Origin of the sequence: Lewinella sp. IMCC34183 (assembly GCF_003390915.1) — a bacterium.
Taxonomy (GTDB): Bacteria; Bacteroidota; Bacteroidia; order Chitinophagales; family Saprospiraceae; genus Neolewinella.
Window position 1 is genome coordinate 23,823 of record NZ_QMEM01000010.1, and the last position, 21,160, is coordinate 44,982.

17 protein-coding genes are annotated in these 21,160 nt (G+C 61.7%); 9 read left to right on the top strand and 8 right to left on the bottom strand.

The features are described 5' to 3' along the window. Positions 1 to 8: 8 nt before the first annotated feature. A complete protein-coding gene (locus DQG19_RS17985) occupies positions 9 to 2,861 on the top strand; it encodes a PAS domain-containing hybrid sensor histidine kinase/response regulator (protein WP_116127690.1) in 2,853 nt (950 codons plus the stop codon). A gap of 281 nt (positions 2,862 to 3,142) precedes the next feature. On the opposite strand, the gene DQG19_RS17990 is transcribed toward DQG19_RS17985, so the two are convergent. Further along, a complete protein-coding gene (locus DQG19_RS17990) occupies positions 3,143 to 4,144 on the bottom strand; it encodes a T9SS type A sorting domain-containing protein (protein ID WP_116127691.1) in 1,002 nt (333 codons plus the stop codon). A gap of 317 nt (positions 4,145 to 4,461) precedes the next feature. Continuing rightward, positions 4,462 to 5,463 (bottom strand): T9SS type A sorting domain-containing protein, encoded by a 1,002-nt coding sequence (locus DQG19_RS17995; protein WP_116127692.1) that lies wholly within the window; start codon positions 5,461 to 5,463, stop codon positions 4,462 to 4,464. 250 nt (positions 5,464 to 5,713) lie between these two features. Here DQG19_RS17995 and DQG19_RS18000 point away from each other — a divergent pair, with 250 nt between their 5' ends. Together DQG19_RS18000 and DQG19_RS18005 are read left to right on the top strand one after the other, a co-directional pair. Then, positions 5,714 to 6,724: a Gfo/Idh/MocA family protein gene (locus tag DQG19_RS18000; RefSeq protein ID WP_116127693.1), complete on the top strand. Its 1,011-nt coding sequence runs from the start codon at positions 5,714 to 5,716 to the stop codon at positions 6,722 to 6,724. Between the two features lie 138 nt (positions 6,725 to 6,862). Next, positions 6,863 to 7,555 carry a hypothetical protein gene (locus DQG19_RS18005; RefSeq protein ID WP_116127694.1) on the top strand — a complete coding sequence of 231 codons (693 nt, stop codon included), beginning with the start codon at positions 6,863 to 6,865 and terminating at the stop codon, positions 7,553 to 7,555. Positions 7,556 to 7,569: 14 nt separating this feature from the next. On the opposite strand, the gene DQG19_RS18010 is transcribed toward DQG19_RS18005, so the two are convergent. Beyond that, positions 7,570 to 9,264, bottom strand: coding sequence for a glycoside hydrolase family 28 protein (locus DQG19_RS18010; protein ID WP_116127695.1), 1,695 nt, complete (start codon positions 9,262 to 9,264; stop codon positions 7,570 to 7,572). Positions 9,265 to 9,703: 439 nt separating this feature from the next. On the opposite strand from DQG19_RS18010, the gene DQG19_RS18015 reads away from it, so the two are divergent. From DQG19_RS18015 to DQG19_RS18025, 3 genes are all read left to right on the top strand, one after another. Beyond that, complete coding sequence (locus tag DQG19_RS18015) at positions 9,704 to 10,207, top strand: hypothetical protein (protein ID WP_116127696.1); 504 nt, start codon at positions 9,704 to 9,706, stop codon at positions 10,205 to 10,207. Between the two features lie 33 nt (positions 10,208 to 10,240). After that, positions 10,241 to 11,401 (top strand): S41 family peptidase, encoded by a 1,161-nt coding sequence (locus DQG19_RS18020; protein WP_116127697.1) that lies wholly within the window; start codon positions 10,241 to 10,243, stop codon positions 11,399 to 11,401. An 85-nt stretch (positions 11,402 to 11,486) separates the two neighbouring features. Continuing rightward, positions 11,487 to 11,741, top strand: coding sequence for a hypothetical protein (locus DQG19_RS18025; RefSeq protein ID WP_116127698.1), 255 nt, complete (start codon positions 11,487 to 11,489; stop codon positions 11,739 to 11,741). 33 nt (positions 11,742 to 11,774) lie between these two features. On the opposite strand, the gene DQG19_RS18030 is transcribed toward DQG19_RS18025, so the two are convergent. Further along, on the bottom strand, positions 11,775 to 13,577 hold the full coding sequence (locus tag DQG19_RS18030; protein ID WP_116127699.1) for an ABC transporter ATP-binding protein: 1,803 nt from the start codon (positions 13,575 to 13,577) through the stop codon (positions 11,775 to 11,777). A gap of 100 nt (positions 13,578 to 13,677) precedes the next feature. Continuing rightward, the gene (locus DQG19_RS18035; protein ID WP_198661800.1) at positions 13,678 to 15,453 is read right to left on the bottom strand and encodes an aminopeptidase P family protein; all 1,776 of its coding nucleotides are present in this window, start codon (positions 15,451 to 15,453) and stop codon (positions 13,678 to 13,680) included. A 76-nt stretch (positions 15,454 to 15,529) separates the two neighbouring features. Here DQG19_RS18035 and DQG19_RS18040 point away from each other — a divergent pair, with 76 nt between their 5' ends. Then, positions 15,530 to 16,030: a hypothetical protein gene (locus DQG19_RS18040; protein WP_116127701.1), complete on the top strand. Its 501-nt coding sequence runs from the start codon at positions 15,530 to 15,532 to the stop codon at positions 16,028 to 16,030. A gap of 28 nt (positions 16,031 to 16,058) precedes the next feature. Continuing rightward, on the top strand, positions 16,059 to 16,877 hold the full coding sequence (locus DQG19_RS18045; RefSeq protein ID WP_116127702.1) for a class I SAM-dependent methyltransferase: 819 nt from the start codon (positions 16,059 to 16,061) through the stop codon (positions 16,875 to 16,877). Positions 16,878 to 17,111: 234 nt separating this feature from the next. On the opposite strand, the gene DQG19_RS18050 is transcribed toward DQG19_RS18045, so the two are convergent. Both DQG19_RS18050 and DQG19_RS18055 read right to left on the bottom strand, forming a co-directional pair. Then, positions 17,112 to 18,419: a polysaccharide biosynthesis C-terminal domain-containing protein gene (locus DQG19_RS18050; RefSeq protein ID WP_116127703.1), complete on the bottom strand. Its 1,308-nt coding sequence runs from the start codon at positions 18,417 to 18,419 to the stop codon at positions 17,112 to 17,114. After that, entirely contained in the window at positions 18,409 to 19,743 is a 1,335-nt protein-coding gene (locus DQG19_RS18055; RefSeq protein ID WP_116127704.1) for a saccharopine dehydrogenase family protein, read from the bottom strand. Before DQG19_RS18055 ends, DQG19_RS18050 begins: the two co-directional genes overlap by 11 nt. A gap of 182 nt (positions 19,744 to 19,925) precedes the next feature. Between DQG19_RS18055 and DQG19_RS21685 the strand changes: the two genes are divergently transcribed. Continuing rightward, complete coding sequence (locus DQG19_RS21685) at positions 19,926 to 20,183, top strand: four helix bundle protein (RefSeq protein ID WP_116127705.1); 258 nt, start codon at positions 19,926 to 19,928, stop codon at positions 20,181 to 20,183. 212 nt (positions 20,184 to 20,395) lie between these two features. Here the strand turns inward: DQG19_RS21685 and DQG19_RS18065 are convergent, their stop codons facing one another. Continuing rightward, positions 20,396 to 21,160: a zinc ribbon domain-containing protein gene (locus DQG19_RS18065; protein ID WP_116127706.1), complete on the bottom strand. Its 765-nt coding sequence runs from the start codon at positions 21,158 to 21,160 to the stop codon at positions 20,396 to 20,398.

Consider the following 21,160-nt stretch of genomic DNA (forward strand, 5'->3'; position numbering starts at 1 on the left):
CCTCCCCCATGGTTTCCGCACGCCTCGCCAAGCAAATCCAAGACCACCTGCCGGCCGACGTAGCCAGGGACCCCCGGTGGCAACCCTTCCTGGCCTCGGTTGCCGAAACGTACCAAGCCTACGAGGCGACCGGACGCGAGCGGGCAGAAAGCCTTCAGGACTGTGAGGACCGTTTCGCGCTCCTGAGTGAGGAAGAACTTCGGCGCAACGGAAACTTTCTCCGCACGGCAATGTCCAACATGAACTCCGGTATCGCCATCGAGGACGATAACCGTAAGGTGCTGTTCGTCAACCACCGCTTCTGCAACCTGATGAAGATGGACGTGTCGCCCGAATCGGTTATTGGTGCCGACGCGAACGACTACGCCAACCTCAAGCAGGAATTATTCGCGGACCCGGAATCCTATCTCCGCGTGATGCACGAGGTGCTCGAACGCCGCGTCCCCGTAAACAAGCAGCGCCTGGAAATGGCCGACGGCACCCTGCTGGACTGGAGTTACCTGCCCATAGAGATCGGGGGGCGCAGCAAGGGGCATTTCTGGGAGTTCGAGGACGTAACCCAGCAGGTACGCGACCAGAAGCGCCTGGCGGAGGGGCTGGAGCGCAGCCGGCTGATCATGCGCGCCTCCCTGGATGCGGTGATCGTCGCCGATCACGAGCGCCACATCGAGTATTGGAATCCCCGGGCCGAGGAACTTTTTGGCTGGACGGTCGAGGAGGCGACGGGCAAACGCATGAACGAATTGCTGCATCCCTCCCACGTGAGCGATATACTGAGGCAGCAGGAGATCGAATATCCCACGGATGACCTGAGCCCGATCCTCAACCAAGTGCTGGAGCTCACCGCCGTAACTAAGCAGGGGCGCGAGTTTCCCGTAGAGATGATCGTAGTTCCCTACCAGCATTCCGGTAAGACCTACTACTGCAAGTTCGTCAAGGACATCTCGTTCCGCCGGGAAGCCGACAAGCGACTGATGGCGCAGGAAACGAAATACCGCAGCATCATTGCCAATATGAACCTGGGCCTGGTGGAAGTAGACCTCAATCGTATAGTGGTCTCCGCCAACCAGGGTTTTTACCGCATGTCCGGATATACAGCGGAAGAGGTGATCGGAGATACGGTCGACAAGTTCATGCCCACGCAGCAAGAGTTGAACCTGATCAACGCCAAACTGGACTCGCGGCTGTCGGGCACCTCGGACTACTACGAAATTCCGGTGCTCAACAAATCCGGCGAACGCCGTTGGTGGCTCGTGTCCGCCACGCCCGTCACCAACGATACCGGGGAGGTCACCGGCTCCATCGGTATTCAGCTGGATATTACCGATCAGAAGCGCCTCGAGCACGACCTGGCCATCGCGAAGACCAACGCCGAGCAGGCCTCGATCGCCAAGGAGGCCTTCCTGGCCAATATGAGCCACGAGATCCGGACCCCCCTGAACGCCATTATCGGTATGATCCGGGAACTGGGCCGGGAACAGCTCACCGAAACACAGCAATCGTACCTGAGCCACACCGACACCGCCGCCCGCCACTTGCTTTCTATCGTCAACAGTATCCTGGACCTGTCTAAAATCGAGGCGGGTGAACTCGAACTCGATACCCATGACTTCAGCCTGGAGGCCCTGGTGGACAACATCGAGAGTATCCTGTGCGGGAAAGCCTCAGCCAAGCGCCTCGAAATGCACTGCTCGATCGACCCCAAGATATGGCCTGCCTATTACGGCGACAGTGCCCGCCTCCGCCAGGTACTCCTGAACCTCCTCGATAACGCGGTGAAGTTCACCTCCCGGGGATCGGTACGCCTGTACCTGAAGGTGATGGATGAAACCGAAACCCGGCAGTCGCTCCGCATCAGTATCGTCGATACCGGTATCGGAATGGCCCCGGAGTACCTGGACCAGATCTTCACCAAGTTCAGTCAGGCCGAGCGCTCGATCTCCCGCCGCTTCGGCGGTACGGGCCTGGGAATGCCGATTACGCAGGAGATCCTCCGACTGATGGGGGGCACCATCTCGGTCACCAGTAAAAAGAAGCACGGTACCCAATTCGTCATCGACCTCGACCTGGCGAAGGGCGACGTAGAGCGCATCCTGACACCCGCGCCCACCAACGATCATCAGTTATCCGGCGCCCGCCTGCTCCTCGTGGAAGACAACGCGATGAATCGCTTCATCGCCCGCAAGACCCTTGCCCACTTCGGCTGTACGGTCGACGAAGCCGAAAACGGCCGTGTAGCCCTGGAACGCCTCCGGGAAGGAACGTACGACCTGGTCCTGATGGATATTCAGATGCCCGTACTCGACGGCATCGAGACCACGAAGATCATCCGCAACGAACTCAACCTGCGGGTACCGATCGTGGCCCTTACCGCCAACGCATTCAAGCAGGACATCGATGGGTACCTGGACAGCGGCATGAATGATTACGTTACCAAGCCCTTCGAGGAAACCCGGCTTTTCGAAGCGATCGCCAGGCTACTCCCCGGCTTTTCTCCCGCGGTGGCCACCGCTACGGTCGACGACGGCTACGACCTGTCTTCCCTGCGCGAGCTCAGCCGCGGAGACCAGTCCTTCGTGACGGCTATGATCGAACTGTTCGTCGAGCATACCCCCGTCACCCTGTGCGAGCTCGCTGCGGCACTGACCGCACGCGATTATCCCACCCTCGCCCGGGCCGCCCACCGGATCAAACCGAGCATTGAGAATATGGGCATTCACCAGATAGCCGGCTTGGCCAAGGAAATAGAGCTTGCCGCCAAAACACAGCCCGTTGACCACGGGGGGCTGGCCGAACGGGTGGAACGGCTGACCACCACCCTGGAGCGGGTGATCGAACGGCTGCGGGTAGAGCACGCCTGAGCCGCCGCCCGTCCCGGCTCACCTGCCGGATCTCCGGTTTGGCGCGCTAGACGCCGAAGTTCATCTATTGCAGCTTGCCGGTCCGATCGGGAAATATAGCCTGACGCCGTAACCTCCCCCATCAACGACGGGCACTCTCCGAACGACTACCCGGCCCGGTAATTGAGCGGCTACGGGCAGGGCGCAGCTGGGGCGACGACCCAAAAATAAAGAGGCCATCACACGTGGTGATGGCCCCCTTTAGAAAACGATACTGTGCTATGTTAGTCAAATAGTCTTGTCTACGGACGCACGACCATCCGCGTGGCCTGGTCGCGCACCACGACCACGTACAGGCCCGGCTGCAGTCCGGTGGGGACGCGGAAGCGGCCCCCGGCGTCCAGGCCGGTCTCGGCTACCGGACGGCCCGCCAGATCGACAATGCGTACCGGCGTGTTCAGCGGCTCGGCTACGTCGATCCGTACCTCACCGCCCAGCGTGGCGGGGTTGGGGCTCAGCGAGACGGCCTTGCGCGCCACGGGAGCCGCGATGCTCACCTGACGGATCCCCAGTACCGTGCGGGTGCCGTCGAAGTCTACCTGCTCCAGGCGGTAGTAGTGCGCGCCGGAACCGGCGTTCGCGTCAACGTAGCGGTAGGCACCGCCCTCCGCCGTCGTACCGCGACCGGCTACCTGGGCCAGCGGAGTGAAGTGCGTACCGTCGGTGCTGTGCAGCACGGCGAAGTAATCGTTGTCGGTCTCCTGCCCGGTCGCCCAGTCCAGGGTCACGCCGGCGGTCCCCGCGGCGGCCGTGTACGTCAGCAGGCTTACCGGCAGGGCGCTGGCGGCCCGGAAGCCCGTCAGGCCGCCCAGGACCGAGGAGGTCAGCAGCGTGCAGTTGTCGGGGCAGGCGGCCAGTTCGGCATTGTAGCCGTACATGTCCGCGGTGTGCAGCGCCACCTCGCGGTCCAGAATGTCGTCGTAGATATTCACCCTAACGTCGCCCAGGGCCTTGATCCGGGTGCGGGCATCGGCGGCCGCCGAGCCCAGCAGGATCACCTCCAGGGATTTGTGCAGCTTGATCTCCACGCCGCGCAGGTCGGTGAAGGCCCGCAGGTCGACCTCCTCGACGCCCGACTTCACCTCGATGGAGCAGACCTCCTCGGGCGTGGCGCAGGCGGGGGAGTACACCGTCTCGCCCCGATTGGTGCTGACGGTACACTTGCAGTCGGCGGCGCCGGCCGTGAACGAAAGCAGCAGGGAAGCGAGCAAGAAGGAAGACTGAACGAAGTTGAAATTAGCCATCTTGGGTATCGTTGCGATTCATCCGACATAAGATCGATGAATCCGTTTCATGAGGTACCCACCTCTTGCAAAGCCGGTGCCAGTTTTTACATCATTGAAGTACAGCTGTAAGAATATATTTTTTATTGTATGTGTTCCAGCTCCCGGAATGCTTTCCCGTTTCTGGACGGCGGAGCGCGGGTGCGAAGCAGCTGCGCGCGAGAATTCTCTACTGGCTTTCCGTCCTGCCAAAAACCGAAGAGGGCCGTCACCTGCTGGTGACGGCCCTTTTGGTATCGAAAGACAAAACATCAAACTACTCAGGCTACTCAAATTTCTTAGGGGCGAACCACCATCCGCGTGGCCTGGTCGCGCACCACGACCACGTACAGGCCCGGCTGCAGTCCGGTGGGGACGCGGAAGCGGCCCCCGGCGTCCAGGCCGGTCTCGGCTACCGGACGGCCCGCCAGATCGACAATGCGTACCGGCGTGTTCAGCGGCTCGGCCACCTCGATCCGTACCTCACCGCCCAGCGTGGCGGGGTTGGGGCTCAGCGAGACGGCCGTGCGGGTCACGGGGGCCGCAATGCTCACCTGGCGGATCCCCAGTACCGTACGGGTGCCGTCGAAGTCTACCTGCTCCAGGCGGTAGTAGTGCGCGCCGGAACCGGCATTCGCGTCGACGTAGCGGTAGGCACCGCCCTCCGCCGTCGTACCGCGACCGGCTACCTGGGCCAGCGGAGTGAAGTGCGTACCGTCGGTGCTGTGCAGTACGGCGAAGTAATCGTTGTCGGTCTCCTGCCCGGTCGCCCAGTCCAGGGTCACGCCGGCGGTCCCCGCGGCGGCCGTGTACGTCAGCAGGCTTACCGGCAGGGCGCTGGCGGCCCGGAAGCCCGTCAGGCCGCCCAGGACCGAGGAGGTCAGCAGCGTGCAGTTGTCGGGGCAGGCGGCCAGTTCGGCATTGTAGCCGTACATGTCCGCGGTGTGCAGCGCCACCTCGCGGTCCAGAATGTCGTCGTAGATATTCACCCTAACGTCGCCCAGGGCCTTGATCCGGGTGCGGGCATCGGCGGCCGCCGAGCCCAGCAGGATCACCTCCAGGGATTTGTGCAGCTTGATCTCCACGCCGCGCAGGTCGGTGAAGGCCCGCAGGTCGACCTCCTCGACGCCCGACTTCACCTCGATGGAGCAGACCTCCTCGGGCGTGGCGCAGGCGGGGGAGTACACCGTCTCGCCCCGATTGGTGCTGACGGTACACTTGCAGTCGGCGGCGCCGGCCGTGAACGAAAGCAGTAGGGAAGCGAGCAAGAAGAAAGACTGAACGAAGTTGAAACTAGCCATCTTGGGTATCGTTGCGATTCATCCGACATAAGATCGATGAATCCGTTTCATGAGGTGCCTACCTATTGCAAAGCCGGTGCCAGTTTTTACATTATTGCTTTTCAATATGTTACGTATTTTAAATAATACATTTATTCCAAATGGCGGAACTCATTCCAGCATTTGGACGCGGCGGGCCCTCCGGCGGACGGCTTAGTTCTCGGTTTGGTATGTTTATCCTCCCTCAATCCCCCGCTGTAATTCCTTCGCCATGGCCCAATCCTCCCCCCACCGCCCCCTCCGCTGGGGCATCATCGGTTGCGGCGACGTTACCGAGGTTAAAAGCGGTCCTCCCTACCAGTTTACGGAAGGGTTCGAGCTGACCGCGGTAATGCGTCGTGACCAGGAGAAACTGCGTGACTACGCCGACCGCCACGGCGTACCCAAGACCTATACGGACGCCTCCGCCCTGGTCAATGATCCGGACATCGATGCCGTATACATCGCCACACCGCCCGATACCCACCGGGAATACGCTCTGCTGGTCGTCGCCGCCGGCAAGCCCTGCTGCGTGGAGAAGCCCCTGGCTCCCAGCTACGCCGAGAGTCGCGCGATCGTTGAGGCATTCGAACGCAGGGGGGTACCGCTTTTCGTAGCCTACTACCGCCGCTCCCTGCCCCGCTTTGAACAGGTTTTGGGATGGCTGGCAGAAAAATGCATTGGTGAGGTAAGGCACGTCAACTGGCTGCTCAGCAACCCCCCGAGCGCGGTCGACCGCTCCGGGGCCCACAACTGGCGCACGGATCCCAACGTCGCTCCCGGCGGATACTTTGACGACCTGGCCAGCCACGGCCTCGACCTGTTTACCCACTACTTCGGCGAGGTGGCGGAGGCCCACGGCACTGCCGGAAATCAACAGGGACTATACGGGGCACCCGACGCCGTCACGGCATGTTGGCGCCACGTTAACGGCATTACGGGCGCAGGAAGCTGGAACTTCGGCTCCGCCCACCGTACGGACCGCGTCGAGATCCTGGGTAGCCGGGGGCGAATCCGCTTTGCCGTGTTTGACAATCAACCGATCGTGCTAGAGACTCCCGACCGGCAGGAAGAGCTATTCATCGAGCACCCGCGGCACGTGCAACAGCAGCACGTCGAGCGCATGGCCCGCCACCTGCTCACGGACGGGTACACCCACCCCTCCACGGGACGTACCGGGGCCCATACCAGCTGGGTCATGGACCGCATCCTGAACCGCACGGCACCCGCCGCCGGGGCGTAGCATGTCTGGCCGGCAACCCGGGCCGGAACTCCACCCTACCACTATTTATCAACCCCTTACGCTTGTACGTAATTTAAATATCCATCTTGCTAGGGGGTGTGAGGTTTCCGGAGGTTCTGCAGGCAAACCCATCCTGTTATGATCCGCTTACTGATTTTCGCCGTGGCTCCCCTACTTGTATTCGCCTGTTCGCCGGACGACGACGCGGTACCGGCATCCCCGGAGTTCGCCTACGACTTTTCCACCGACGCCGAGGGGTGGATGGGTGACTTTGCCGACTATCCCGTTGGCGCGGAGGAGCAGTACGAACTCGACTTCGGCTACGCCACCTTACCGGAGCCCCTCGATACGCGCGAAGGCGCCCTCCGGCAGTCCGGCATCAACGGAAGCGATGACCTCTTCATGTTTGTCAAACGGAAGCTGACCGGACTGGAGCCCAACCGGACCTACGCGGCCACCTTCTCGGTCCGGCTGGCGACCAACGTGGCGGACGGGACGGTGGGCATCGGGGGCAGCCCCGGCACCAGCGTGTTCGTCAAGGCCGGACTGGCCACCTCCGAACCCACGACCGTTCGTGACGACCTCGACCACTACCGCCTCACCCTCGACAAGGGCAACCAGGCTACGGAGGGCGAAGACGCGATCATCCTGGGCGACCTCGCCAACGGCACCCCGGAAGATACTTACGTCCTGAAGGAACTGACCAACGCAACTCCCTTCGCGGTACAGGCTGACGCGAACGGGGAACTCTGGTTTTTCGTGGGTACGGATTCCGGCTTCGAAGGCAGGACCACCGTCTACTACGATGCGATCACAGTAGACCTGAGGTAGCGGACCGCCGCCCCCTACTCGTAGACTACGGCGTCGGCCCTGGCCCCCTGCCCGGTGACTACCTTGTCCGCGCCGGGCCGCCCGCCCGTCAGGTGCAGGTTGATGGTTTCGGACAGGGGGCCGAGGACCCGCACGAAGGTTTTATTGTCCTGCCCGAACTGCACTTCGCTCACCTGCTGGTTCTTGGAATTGTAGAAGGTCATGGCCGGTCCCTCGGCCTGGGTGATCCGGATGTTGCGGAAGCTCATGCCGTCGCCGTCGATGACGGTGATCCCGTTGCGGGTGTGGAAGATGGCATCTTCCAGGGTTACGTTTTGCAGATTCATTTCGGGCAGGCCCTGAAACCGGGCGGCGGTCTCCGACTGAGTGACGCGAATGTCACGCATATGAATATTACGGAAGGAGGGCGTCTCCTCCGTAACCGGCAGGAGGGTTTCGTCGCGGGCCTCGGTTTCGGCGCGCTGGGTGTCCTCGAGGATCGGGGAGTTGCCGCCGTAGAAAAGGTTGAACCGGATGGCTTCGGTGGGGATACGCACCATATCGATGTCTTCGATCCAGATGTTCTCTACGATCCCGCCCCGGCCCCGGGTGCTCTTGAAGCGCAGGCCCACGTCGGTGCCGATAAAGGTGCAGTGGGCGACTTTCACGTTCCGCACGCCGCCCGACATCTCGCTGCCTACCACAAAACCACCGTGACCGTGGTAAACGGTATTGTGGGAGACGATCACGTTCTCGGTAGGTACGCCGCGGCGGCGGCCGTCTTCGTCCTTGCCGGACTTGAAGCAGATCGCGTCGTCGCCGACATCGAAGGTGTTATTGTAAATGAGGACGTTCCTGCACGACTCCAGGTCGAGGCCGTCGCCGTTCTGGGAGTACCAGGGGTTGCGTACTTCGAGGTTACGGATGATCACGTTCTCGCACATGAGGGGGTGGATGTTCCAGGCCGGCGAGTTCTGGAAGGTGGGTCCGTCCAAGAGTACGTTCCTGCAGTTGACCAGGCTGACCATGACCGGCCGGAGGTAGTCCTTTACCTCCTCGAACTGCTCGCGGGTGGTCAGGTCGGGTACGTTGAAGTTGGCGCCGGTATCGGCCCGTTTGTACTCCTCGGAGGGGTACCAGATCTTGCCGTCGTCGCGGAGTACGCCGCCGGACTTCACCAGCTTGTTCCACCGGGGGGGTGGCATTTTATCCTTCTTCACGGGGCGCCACGCGTCGCCGGATCCGTCGAACACGCCACGACCGGTAAAGGCGATGTTCTCCAGGTCACGGCCGTTGATGGGTGAGGTACTACGGAAGGTATTGAGCCCCTCGAAGCTGGTTTCCACCAGCGGATACAGGTCCTTGTCGGTACTGAAGATCACCAGGGCGCCCGCGTCGGTGTGAATACGGATATTGCTTCGCAGGGTGATCGGACCGGTGAGCCACATGCCGCGGGGGATGCGGACGGTGCCGCCTCCATTAGCGGCTACATCCGCAATAGCGTCGGTGATGGCCCGGGAATTCAGGGTCTGGCCGTCGCCGACCGCCCCAAAGTCAGTGATACTTACTTCGTAGCCGGCGAAGACGGGCTCCTGTACCCGTGGCATATCAAAGGGGAGGTCGGTATACAATTCGTCCGGGGTAACGCCCCCGGGTTCCGCCTGGGCGGCGACAGCAGTCGGATAGTAAGCGACGATCAGCAGGAGGAACAGGGAAACGTAGGTGGGCATGGCAGGTGCAGGATTGACTTAACGACCCAATATGATGCTTCACGACAACTTTCGGCCTCCCGCAATCATCCTTCCTCCCTCAGGATTTCACATCGATAGGTAGCCCGGCACCTTTCTCCTCTATCCGCCCCACTGCACCCGCGCCCCGGCGCCTGGGATCCAAAGCCCTGCAATGGTAACGCCCTGCGGGTTTCGGCGCCGTGGTCACCTCGTTCACGGTCTCCCTCCAGCTTCCCCGCGCCCACCGCAATAGGACATAGTTGGCCTCGTATACATCAACATTGCTTATATATTTTCCACCAACTCTTTTCCCCGGAATAATTACCGGCCATGTATTGTTAAAGTTGGATTAAGCAAAGGGGGATTACACGGTAATCTGCAAGTCGCCGTATTAGTTTCGAGGTATTGCCAAACTGTACTGGCAACCCAAAGCCTTTGTATGAAACTTACCGTTACCCCGATTTTCGTGGCCCTCTGCCTGCTGCTGGCTTCCGGCTGCGCCAGCATCGTCAGCAAGAACCGCTACGACGTGACCATTAGCAGCACGCCCTCCGACGCCGACATCGTGATCACCGACCGGAAGGGGCGGCAGATCTACCGCGGCACTACGCCCGCTACGGTGCCCCTGAAGTCGAGCGGCGGATTTTTCACCAAGGCGGATTACCTCGTTGGCTTCGAGAAGGCCGGCTACGACCGCCGCGTCGTGCCGATCCGGTTCAAGCTCGATGGCTGGTACTTCGGCAACATCGTGTTCGGCGGGCTGATCGGTCTGCTGATCGTGGATCCGGCCACCGGTGCGATGTACAAGCTTGCCACCGAATACGTGAGCGAGACCCTCCAGCCCAGTTCCTCGGCCGGGGCGGGCGGGGAAAGCCTGAAGGTGTACGCTCTCAGCGATATCCCGGCGGAGTGGCGTGAGCACCTGGTGCCGATGGAGGAATAATTTCCCTACTTTCCCGGAAACGCCATCCGGAATATGCTCCTGTTTTTCCTCCTTTGCCTCCTACTCACCGCCGGTTTCGCTGCTCCCCTGCGCGCGCAGAACTGTTCGTGTGCGAGCGCCCTGACGGAAACCTGGGGCTACCTGCAGGAGATCCCCGCCTACCGGCAAAACTGCCGCGGCAACCCGGCGTGTGCCGCCCGCTACCGCGAGCTGCTGCGCGGTGCGCCGGCGGAAGCCAGTGGCCTGCCCTGCTACCTCTTACTGACCGAGCTCACCTCCCTGGTAAAGGACGGCCATACGGCGGTATTCGGCGCGGTAGCGGATACGGTCGCCCGCCACGGGGCCGTCGGCTCCTCCGGCGCGGGGGCAGCGGATTTCGGGCCGGACCCGGCGGGACTTTACTACGGCGGCGGCTACGCCTTCGCGCTTCGGCCGGAGGCCGGTACGAACCGCTACCTGCTCACCCTATCCGCAACGGCCGGGGACCGCTGGGCCGTCGGCGATACCCTGGCCTACCTCACTCCGCTCGGCAACCGCCGCTACCGCTACAGCGGATCCCGACCGAGCGACGGACGCCTGATCACCTTCACGGAAGCTATCCGTTCGGGAGCCTTCGCGGCTATGGAGATCCGAAAAGACACCTCGACGGAAGCTTACGTCAGTTACCCGGGCGCGGAAATCTACGCCTACGAAGCGCTGTCCGGCGATATCGACTACCTGCGCCTCGGCGATTTTAACTCCTTCCAGCCCACCCTCCGGGAGGCCGAGGCCTTCTACGCTACCTTGCCCCCTAGGCTGACGGGTAAATACCTCATTGTGGATCTACGCGACAACACCGGCGGTGGACAGCGCAATTCCAATGTGGTGTACCGCATCCTCCGCCGTGCCCGGAGCGATTACCAGCGGATCGTCGTCCTCATCAATCATAGCACGACCAGCAACGCCGAGCAGTTTGCCCTACGGCTATCGCGGTGGAAGCAGGTCACCCTGGCGGGGGAAGCCTCCCGCGGCGTGCTGACGTACGAATTACAGGGAGAGCAGCGGACCATCGGCTGTGGACACTTCGTCCTGCGGCTCGCCACCAAGCGGATCCCACGCTACCAGCCTTACGAGGGAAGTGGTGTACCGCCGGAATGGGCACTGGACCCTACCCGACCGTGGATACCCCAGGTGGTCGACCGATTGGGCGAATAGCCGATAGCTCCGGAATTAGCGGCAGGCGCGAACCCGGAGCCCCCCGCATACGGTATGGGTAATACACTACCCAAACCAACCTACCATGGAAGACCGTGCCCTACAAGAATTTGCCAACGACCTGATCGATCTTACCGACGACGATCTGGTCCAACGCTACAACGATGATATGGCCACAGACGCCTGGAAAGAAGCGTCCACCGGCTATACCGATGTCATGTACCGGGAATTTGCGAGCCGCGACCTGGACATTGCCGCCATCACCGACGGCGACTCCCTCGTCTACAACGGCCCCGTCACCATTGACGACGGCATCGTAAAGCTGCTGCGGGACGTGTAAGAAATTTTAAATCTGAAATTTCAGATTTAAAATTTACTCTCCTCCTTCCTCTTCGATTTCCTCGGCCATCTGCCGCTCCACGATCTCGCTGTAATACCCTCCGTTGGCGAGCAGTTCCTCGTGGGTCCCTACCTCGGCAATGCGCCCCTGCTCGAGGACGATGATCTTGTCGAAAGTGAGGTGGCCGTAGATGCGGTGGGTAATGATGATGGACGTCTTGTCCTGCAGCGCCTCGTTGAAGTACCCGAGAATCTGCTGCTCCGTATTGGTATCGACGGCACTGAGGCTATCGTCCAGGATCACGATATCGGGGCGCTTGATGAGGGCGCGGGCGATGGAGACGCGCTGCTTCTGCCCGCCGGAAAGGGTGACGCCCCGCTCGCCCACCAGGGTATCGAAGCCAAGGGTAAGCCCCTCGATATCCTTGTAGACGGCGGCGTACTTCGCGAACTGTTCGATCTCCTGATCCGACGGATCGTGGTCGGCCCCGAAGGCGATGTTGGCCTTGATGGTGTCGGAGAAAAGGAACACGTCCTGGGGCACGTAGCCGATCTTGCGGCGCAGGTTGGCAAGGCCCATCTCGCGGACATCCTGACCGTCGACCAGGATGCGGCCGCTCGTCACGTCGTACATCCGCAGCAGGAGATCCGCCACCGATGTTTTACCGGAACCGGTACGCCCGATGATCGCCAGTTTCTCGCCGGCCTTCAGTTCGAAGCTCAGGTGATCGATGGCCTTGATGCCCGTGTCTGGGTATTCGAAGGTTACGTCCTCGAAGGTGATATTACCTTCTAGGGCGCCCCGGTACTCCGGGTCGGGGTCGGTGATGACCGGCTTGGTATCGAGAAATTCGTTGATCCGCTTCTGGCTGGCGGCGGCCTGCTGTACGATACTGGCGATCCAGCCGATGGCCGTCACCGGCCAGGTGAGCATATTGACGTAGATCACGAACTCGGCGATGTTACCGGCGGAAATCTCCCCGGCCACAACCTGTAATCCGCCCACGTAGACCGTAAGTACCGTAGCCGCCCCAACCATGAAGACCATCAGCGGAAAGAACCACGCGTCCACCTTAGCGAGGTTTACGCTCATGTCCTTGTATACGTCGCTCTGGCTCGAGAAATACTGCACCTGCTGCCGCTCGCGGACGTAGCTCTTCACCACCCGGATGCCCGAGAAAACCTCCTGGGCAATACTGGTCAGCTTGGACAGCTGCTGCTGGATGAGCGTCGAGCGGGTATGAATGATGTTGCTGACGTAGTAAATGCTGACCGCCAGCACCGGCAGGGGGATCAGGGTGTACAGCGTGAGGGTGGGGCTCACCGCGATCATACTGGCGATGACGAAGATGATCGTCGAGATCAGGTTGGCGCAGTACATCACGGCCGGCCCCAGGTACATGCGTACCTTGTTGACGTCCTCGGTGATCCGGTTCATCAGGTCACCGGTGTTGTTACGCTTGTAAAACTCCAGGCTCAGGTCTTCGTAGTGGTCAAAGATCACTTCCCGCAGGTCGTACTCGATGAGGCGCGACATGACGATGATGGTCTGCCGCGTCAGGTACAGGAAAAAGCCCATGATCAGCGCCAGCAGTAACACCAGGCCCGCGAAGAGCATCAGCGTGTGGCTGAGAATTCCGAAGAACTCCCCCTGCACCTCGAATCCGTCATAGATCCGGTAGGTATTGACGTAGTCGATCACGAGGTCGAGCGCCTCCCGGATCACCTGCGGTTGCAGTACCTGGAAGTAGTTGGACACGCAGATGAAGACGATCCCCAGCGCGAGGCGCCAGCGGTACTTCCAGAAGAATCGGTTGAGGAACTTTAATTCGCGCAAAAGGGGGCTCGGGGTACGGGGTGGAAACGGTCGGCTGTTGGAACGTTTGGTCGCCCGGATAGTTGGTACGGAGGTGCCTCCTGCTTCAGACTTCCTACTTCTATAGTTCCACGCAGGCTTCCTGTATCCATTCCAGCTCCTCTCCCTCGAGCAGGGGGGCTACCCCTTCTAGTACCCGGCGGTGGTAGTCGTTCAGCCAGTTGCGCTGCTCGGTGGTGAGCAGCGTGGGGTCGATAAGGCGGCGGTCGATGGGAAACAGGGTGATCGTCTCGAAGTACAGCCACCCCTCCTGCTCCGATTCCTGCACCACGACGAGGTTTTCCGTGCGGATGCCGTATTCACCCGTGCGGTAATAGCCGGGCTCGTTGCTCAGCACCATGCCGGGCTCGAGGGGGTGCTGGGCGGCGGGCGATTTGGGGTTGGGACTGATGCCCGCGGGCCCTTCGTGGACGTTGAGGAAGAAGCCGACGCCGTGTCCGGTACCGTGGCCGTAGTTGAGTTGTTCGGACCAGAGGGGCCCGCGCGCCAGCACGTCGAGCTGAACGCCGCTGGTCCCTGCAGGGAAGCGGGCACGAGCCAGGTCGATGTGCCCCTGCAGCACCAGGGTGAAGTGGCGCCGCTGCTCCTCCGTCGGATCCCCGAGGGCAAAGGTGCGCGTGATGTCCGTGGTGCCGTTCTGATACTGCCCGCCGCTGTCGAGCAGCAGGATACCCGCCCGCCGCACCTGCGCGGCCGTGTCCGGGGCGGCGTGGTAGTGCACGATGGCCCCGTTGTCGTTGTAGCCCACGATGGGGTTGAAGCTTTCGCTTACGTAGTGGGGATATTCGGCGCGGAAAGCCGCCAGTCGCTTTCCGATCTGGTATTCGGTGACGCCTCCGTCGAGGGCACCGTCCAGCCAGCGCCGTAACCGCAGCAGGGCCACGGCGTCGTGCGCCATCACCTCGCGCAGGTGCGCCAGGGCGGTAGGGTTCTTTTTAGCTTTCCAGTGCGGGATCGGGCTCTCTACGCCGCCCGCTTCCAGCCCGCCGGCGGCGGTGGCCAGGAAGACGGAGGTCGTGCCGGGGTCGAAGCCGATGTCCGCGTCCCGGGCGTTCAGGTGGCGGAGGTAATTAGCCGCCTCGCGGTACGGGAGCCGCTTCAGTTCCGGGAGCTGCTCGGCCCAGGGGGCGAGGGCCTCGTTCTGCTCCGCGAATACGGCGTGGTCGCCCCGGCGCCCCGCGACGAAGTAGCCCACCATCAGGGGGTTGAAGTCGATATCGGTGCCCCGCAAATTGAGCAGCCAGGCCAGCTCGTCGAGGGCCGAAACCAGGTAGTAGTCGAGTTGCCGCTCCGTCATCCAGTCGGTCAGCTGCCTGAGCCGGCCTTCCCAGCGCTCCCCGCTGAAATCGGCGAGGTGCTCGCTCACGGGCCGGTTGGGCAGGTCGGGCCGGTCCTTCCACACGAAGCCAAAAAGATCGTGGTCGGTTTTGAGGTGGAGGTCGGCGCCTTTGAGCTTCTTGGCCAGGCTGCGGGCGGCGCGGGCGCTGAAGACGCGGCCGTCGACGCCGACGGTCTGCCCGTCGAGCAGGTGCTCCGTCAGCCAGTCGGCGTACTCGGGGGTGTGGGGCGTCTTGAGCCTCATCAGCTGGATACCAGTACCCGCCAGTTCCTCCTCGGCCTGCAGGAAGTAGCGGCTGTCGGTCCAGAGGCGCGCCTCGTGCAGGGTTACGACCAGGGTACCCGCCGAGCCGGTGAAGCCACTGACCCATTCGCGGGCCGCCCACCGGGGGGCCGGATATTCGCTCTGGTGGGGGTCGGTGCTGGGAATAACGTAGGCATCCAGCTGATACTCCAGCATTTGCTGCCGGAGGGCGTTGAGTTTTTCGGGGGCGGTCATGCCGGCAATATAATTCACCGAGACGGCGGATCGCGGGTGCCGGTGCCTTACCTTCAGGGAAAAGACCAAGGGTTTCATGGACGAATTTTCCTATCACCACAAATCGGCCCTGGGCGCGGTAGCGTTCAATATGCTCTGGGCGGCCGTGCTGGGCTATTTCTTGTCGGATAGCGAAGGAGCCGGAATAACCTGGTCGGCGGTCGGCACCGCACTGCTTTTCAGCTTTGTCATCTACCTCATTCATTTTGGCTTCCTCTTCAACAACACCTTACAGCTAGGCGGTGGAAAACTCACCCTTCACCGGCGGATCGGCAAGTCGCGCGAAGTACCGCTGTCCGCTATCCGCCGGTTTCGCGTTGCGGAGTACCGGGGCCATGCGGGACATAAATTTCGGGAAATGAGGATCCGGTACGCAGACCAGCACCTCCGGTTCAATGTTTCGGACCTGGCCGAGGAGGAGGCGTTTATCCGGGCGCTCGAGTCACGCCTCGACGGCCGGGCCACCGTGTTGGACGAACCGGAGGATCCTACTCCCCTCGACTTTATCCAGCGGCAGCTGGAACGGCTGCGGCCGTAGCCGGACGGGCAGTCCGTAGCTTTGTCCCATGTTCGAACTGCATCGCCTACTCCGCGACGACGACCGCTCTCCAGAAACCCGCCGGACCCCGGGGGGGGTGTATAACCTGCTGCCCAATTCGGACACGGCCGGGGGCTACGTCGAGCATTACCAGCGCGATGCCCAGGAGTTCGACTACTTCTCCGCGCCCGACGATCCCGCCACCCGGCACGAGAACGCCCGCCTCCACCAGGAGATCCTCCGCCACCTCCCCGTCTCCGCCCGTACCGTCCTGGACGTGGGCTGCGGCAACGCCTGGGTAGCATCCGAACTGCTCCCCGGAAAGGAGGCCGTGATCAGTTTCGACATCGCCCTGCGCAACGCTACCGAGGCCATTCGCCGTTACCCCGCCCCCAATCACTACGCCGTCACCGGCGACGTACTGGACCTTCCCTTCCGCGACGACGCGGTCGACGCGATCATCTCCTCCGAGGTCATGGAGCACGTACCCGATGTGCCGCTCTACCTCCGCAACCTGGTGCGCGTCCTGCGGCCGGGCGGCACCATCGTCATCTCGACCCCGTACAACGAGCGGATCCAGTACTCGTTGTGTATCCACTGCAACCGCCCCACCCCGCTGCACGCCCACCTGCACAGCTTCAACGAGCGCCTGGTTGCCTCCCTCCTCGATCCGATTCCCGACATCACCTACCGCCTGGAGAAACTATCCAACAAGGCGCTCCTGCACCTGCGCTCCCATAAGGTGCTCGCTCCCCTCCCCTACCGCGCCTGGCGGACCGTCGACCGTCTCGCTAACCGGCTACTCGACAAGCCTGCGCGACTGGTGATCGTGATCGAGAAGCTGTAGGCTACTCTTCTCCCCCCCCCCACATCGGATGTGCACCCCGCTCCACATCCGATGTTGAGGACATCCGATGTGGGCCTCTTCCCGGTAGGTAGGCGGGTGCGCGGGTGCGGTAAAAGCTCGCAAGCAATTGAATTTCATGGCTTTAAACGAAAGTCAGAATCCGACTACATCCGATGTGCCACCTCGAATGCTAGCAAGCTCCCACATCCGATGTGGGGGACATCCGATGTGGGGCTACACCCACCAATAGGCCAGGAACAGGGACGCAGCGTAGAGCGCATACCAGCGCAGGTCAGCGTATCCCCGCCAAGTGATCCCCGTGCGGTACCGCAGGTAAAGAACGAGGCATAGCTCATGAAAGTAACTAGCGATGACCGTGGCCCAAATGATCCCCAACAGGCCGTAGCGCGGAGCCAACAGCAGGGAAAGCACGACGTTGACGACGAGCTCCAGCACCCCGAGGAGGTAAATCCGGCGGGTCAGTTTGAGGGCGGTCAGGACCGTCATCGCGAAGACCAGGCGGCAGCCCACCACCAACAGGAAGGTGCGGAATACCGGCAGACTCTCGGCAAAGAGAGGGGTAAATACCCACGTCCACCAAAGGTGAGCCGTGAGCATCATGAGCAGGCTCAGCAGAAATATGCCGTGGAACAGTAGCCGGGACTGCTCCCGTAGCAGCTTGAGGCCCTTCCCCTTGTCCCGGGCGATGAGCGGGATGGCCACGACCGTCATACCGCTGATCAGGGCCGCCAGCAACGGCAATTCCCGGACCCCGTACCGAAATACGGCGAACACCTCCTCGTCGCCGCCCGACCAGTAATTGACAATCCACGGATCGACGGCCCCCACCAGGGCAGCCACGGCGGCGTAAGCCACCAGGGGGCGGCTCTCCCGCAGCCAGTCGCGCATATCGGTCCCGAATGCGGCCGGCGGGTCGGTGACCGGTGCCTTGGCTCGGAACCGGGTCCATACCAGTACCAGCAGGGCCTTTGCACCCGCGAATCCCGCCAGACAGCGGAGTGCCACCGACAGGTCGTGCCCCAGGTACAAAGGAAGCAGGAACGAGGCGACCAGCCCCGCGGCGTTGACGACCGCGTAGGTGATCAGCAGGCGGACGGCTCCCTCCAGCACCAGCCCCTGCTCGAAGCAAAAGGAAGGCCAACGCGCCAGCAGCAGTACGAAGAAATAATACCACCCCGGCGGCGGCCCCGTCAGTTGGAGCAAGCGAAAGAGCGGATCGTGAAGCAGGGCAGCCAGCAAAAGCAATCCGGCGGAAAGGCCGCCCGTCACAGCTACGGCCCGGCGGGCAAATACGGGCGCCGCCCCCTCACCGAGCCGGCCGGCGTGCACTAGGAATCCCTGGAGTAATCCGGTAGTCCAGCCGAAGCCGAGCACGAACCCTACGAACAGGAGCGTCTCCCACTCGCCGATGGCCGCCCGTGACACGCCCAGGCGGGGCAGCAGCAAGGCGATGAGTATATACGCCCCCTGACGGGCGGCCTGGTTGAACTGCCCGGCGCGGACCAGTCCGTTAGCGGTCAACCGTATGGTGGGTGAGTGTCATGCCGTACTGCTTCATTTCCTCCAGGACGGGCTCGTAGACCTCGCGCATGGTGGGAATGTGTACGCCGGTGGCGTGAATCTTGCCTTCGCTCATCAGGCGGACGAAGATGCCCAGCGGCAGGCCTACGAGGCGTGACATGGCGGTGTCATCGGAGTTTTCGCCCTTCATGACCAGGTTGGAGATATCACGCTTCTCCTTGCCGTCAATGCGGTAATCGATCTGGTGCTGCATGACGATGAGATCCTTGTCGTTGGGCTGCAGCTTCCACTTGTCTAGAAGGAGGTTTTCCAAAATGAGGGCCGGCGTGGCTCCCTTCAGCCGGATGCGTTTTTTACGGAACAGGCCGAGCCAGGTCAGGCGTTTCATCACCTCCCCCTTGGGCTCGAGCTTAAGCATGGTGGCGATGCGGTCCTTGACGGAGCCGGGGCCGCTGGGTGCAAGGGCTTCCATCAACTCGTGATACGTCAGGTTTTCGCTGTCGAGGATCGGGAAGTCGCCGTCGGTCATTCCGATGCGGACCAGCGCGTTCCAGGCCGCGCAGTAGCCCGGGTAGCGCAGCGTACCGCGCAGAATGGTGGGGATGTGTTCCAGTCCGTACTGGGAGCGGTACAGGAGACTGTCGCGGTTGGCGTAGGCCTCGAAGGTGCCGATACCGGGGATATCCACGTCCCAGGTATGTCCGAAGAGGCGGTAGTACGGCAGGTACTTGAGCTTACCTTCCTCGAGGTACTGGGCGGTACCCTGTCCGGCCAACACTACGTTGCGGGGGTTCCAGGTGAATTTGTAGCCCCAGGGGTTGTCGTTGCTTTCCGGGGAAACGAGTCCGCCGGTGAAGGAACGGAAGGCGGTGACCGTACCCCCCATTTCGCGGATGGCATTGATGCGCTGCATGGCCGACATATGGTCGATACCGGGATCCAGGCCCATCTCACCCATGAAGATGAGCTCACGGTTACGGGCTTCGTCGCCCAGCCGGTACAATTCCTGGCTGACGTAACTGGCCGTGACGAGGTGCTTCTTGAGGCGGATGCAGTCCTGCGCTACTTCAATATGGAGGTGGGCGGGCAGCAGGGACACGACGATATCGGAGCGGCCGATGAGTTCGCGGCGGTCGTTGGTCTTGGTCACGTCGAGCCAGGCCGTGGTGCCCCGGGGGTGATTATTCACCTTCGCGGCGGCGGCGGCAGGGTCGGCATCGGCGACGGTGACGTTCCATCCGAGCGCTTCGCTGTTGTCCAGTGCGTATTTAATGAGGGCGCTGGAGGACCGGCCGGCGCCAATGATCAGGATTCTGGAGGACATGGGTGCAAGGTACGTCGAGGGGATAGTAGTGTAGTACTGTAGTACTGTAGTAGGTGAGGTTGCGGCAGCGCCGCCAAGGTTCGCCGCTTCATCCGGTAGCTACGAAGAGGCGAAGGAGTGACAGCCGTAATTAAACGGAGGTAATCGCACGTATTCGAATTACTGACGACTCCGGTAGGGCGATGACCGGACATTTAGCGAAAAGCATTTCGTGCCGACTTCCAACTTCCGACACTGGCTGGCGGATCAGCGCGCTCCTTCGTGCAAACTCGCTTTACCGGTTGAGCAAAACCTTACCGCCGGAAGAGCACCGGCGGCAGTGGGATCAACTCATTCGGTGCTCAGGGTCCGTATGCGCAAATCCAGGTGAGGCATATGCTCGCCGTAGGTACCCTAATCACTTCAGATCGAAAATTTTCGACTGCATAGCTGAAAACTAGGAGACACAGGTTTGGCCAGATAGCGCAAGGTCACTACCGTACCTGTCGGAACCGCACAACAAAAACTACCGTGCAGCGTCCGGGGAGACTGGGCGGCTGCGCTCCTGCCTGCTGGCAAACCCGAAGCAGTTTCCACCAAAAGGAATCACCCACTTCGAATCTCGGAGTGGGTGATGCTACAGTACTATTGTACTACGAAACTACCGTGGTGATCAGCTTTCCACCGCTTCCTCCTCGAGGATGGTGTCGTCTACCAGCACGCGGGAGCAGTGCTCACAGGCCATGAGGCGCTTACGCTGGCTGATCTCAAGCTGCTGCTGGGGAGGGATGGCATTGAAGCAACCACCACAGGCATTACGCTCGACGGTGACGACGGCGAGGCCGTTGCGATAGTTGGAGCGGGTCTTATCGTAGGCGCGCAGGAGGCGGTCCTCGATCAGCTTACGCTGCTTGTCGGACTGCCGGCGCAGTTTCTTTTCTTCCTTCTCGGTCTTGGCGATGATGCTCTTGAGCTCTTCCTGCTTGACTTCGAGCAGCTTCAGCTTGGCGTCGCGGCGCTCCTTGGTGGCGTCGAGGGTCGCTACGCGACCTTCCAGTTCCTCACCGGCGGTCTTGGCCTTCTTCTGGCTGAGTTGGATTTCGAGCCGCTGCATCTCGGTCTCCTTCATGAGGGCCTCGTACTCGCGGTTGTTCTTGACGTTGTTCATCTGCTCCTCGTAGCGGCTGATGAGCATGTCGGACTCGTTCATGTTGGCTTCGTGGCGGCTGATCTCGGTACGAAGCTCGTCCACGATCCCTTCGGTGCGGTTGATGCGGGTTTCGAGGCCGGCGATCTCGTCTTCGAGGTCGCTCACCTCCATGGGGAGCTCTCCTTTGAGGATCTCGATCTCGTCGATCTGGGAGTCAATGAGTTGCAGGCGATACAGTTCGCGCATTTTTTCTTCGACCGTCAGTTCGGTGGGGGCAGCAGCAGCCAT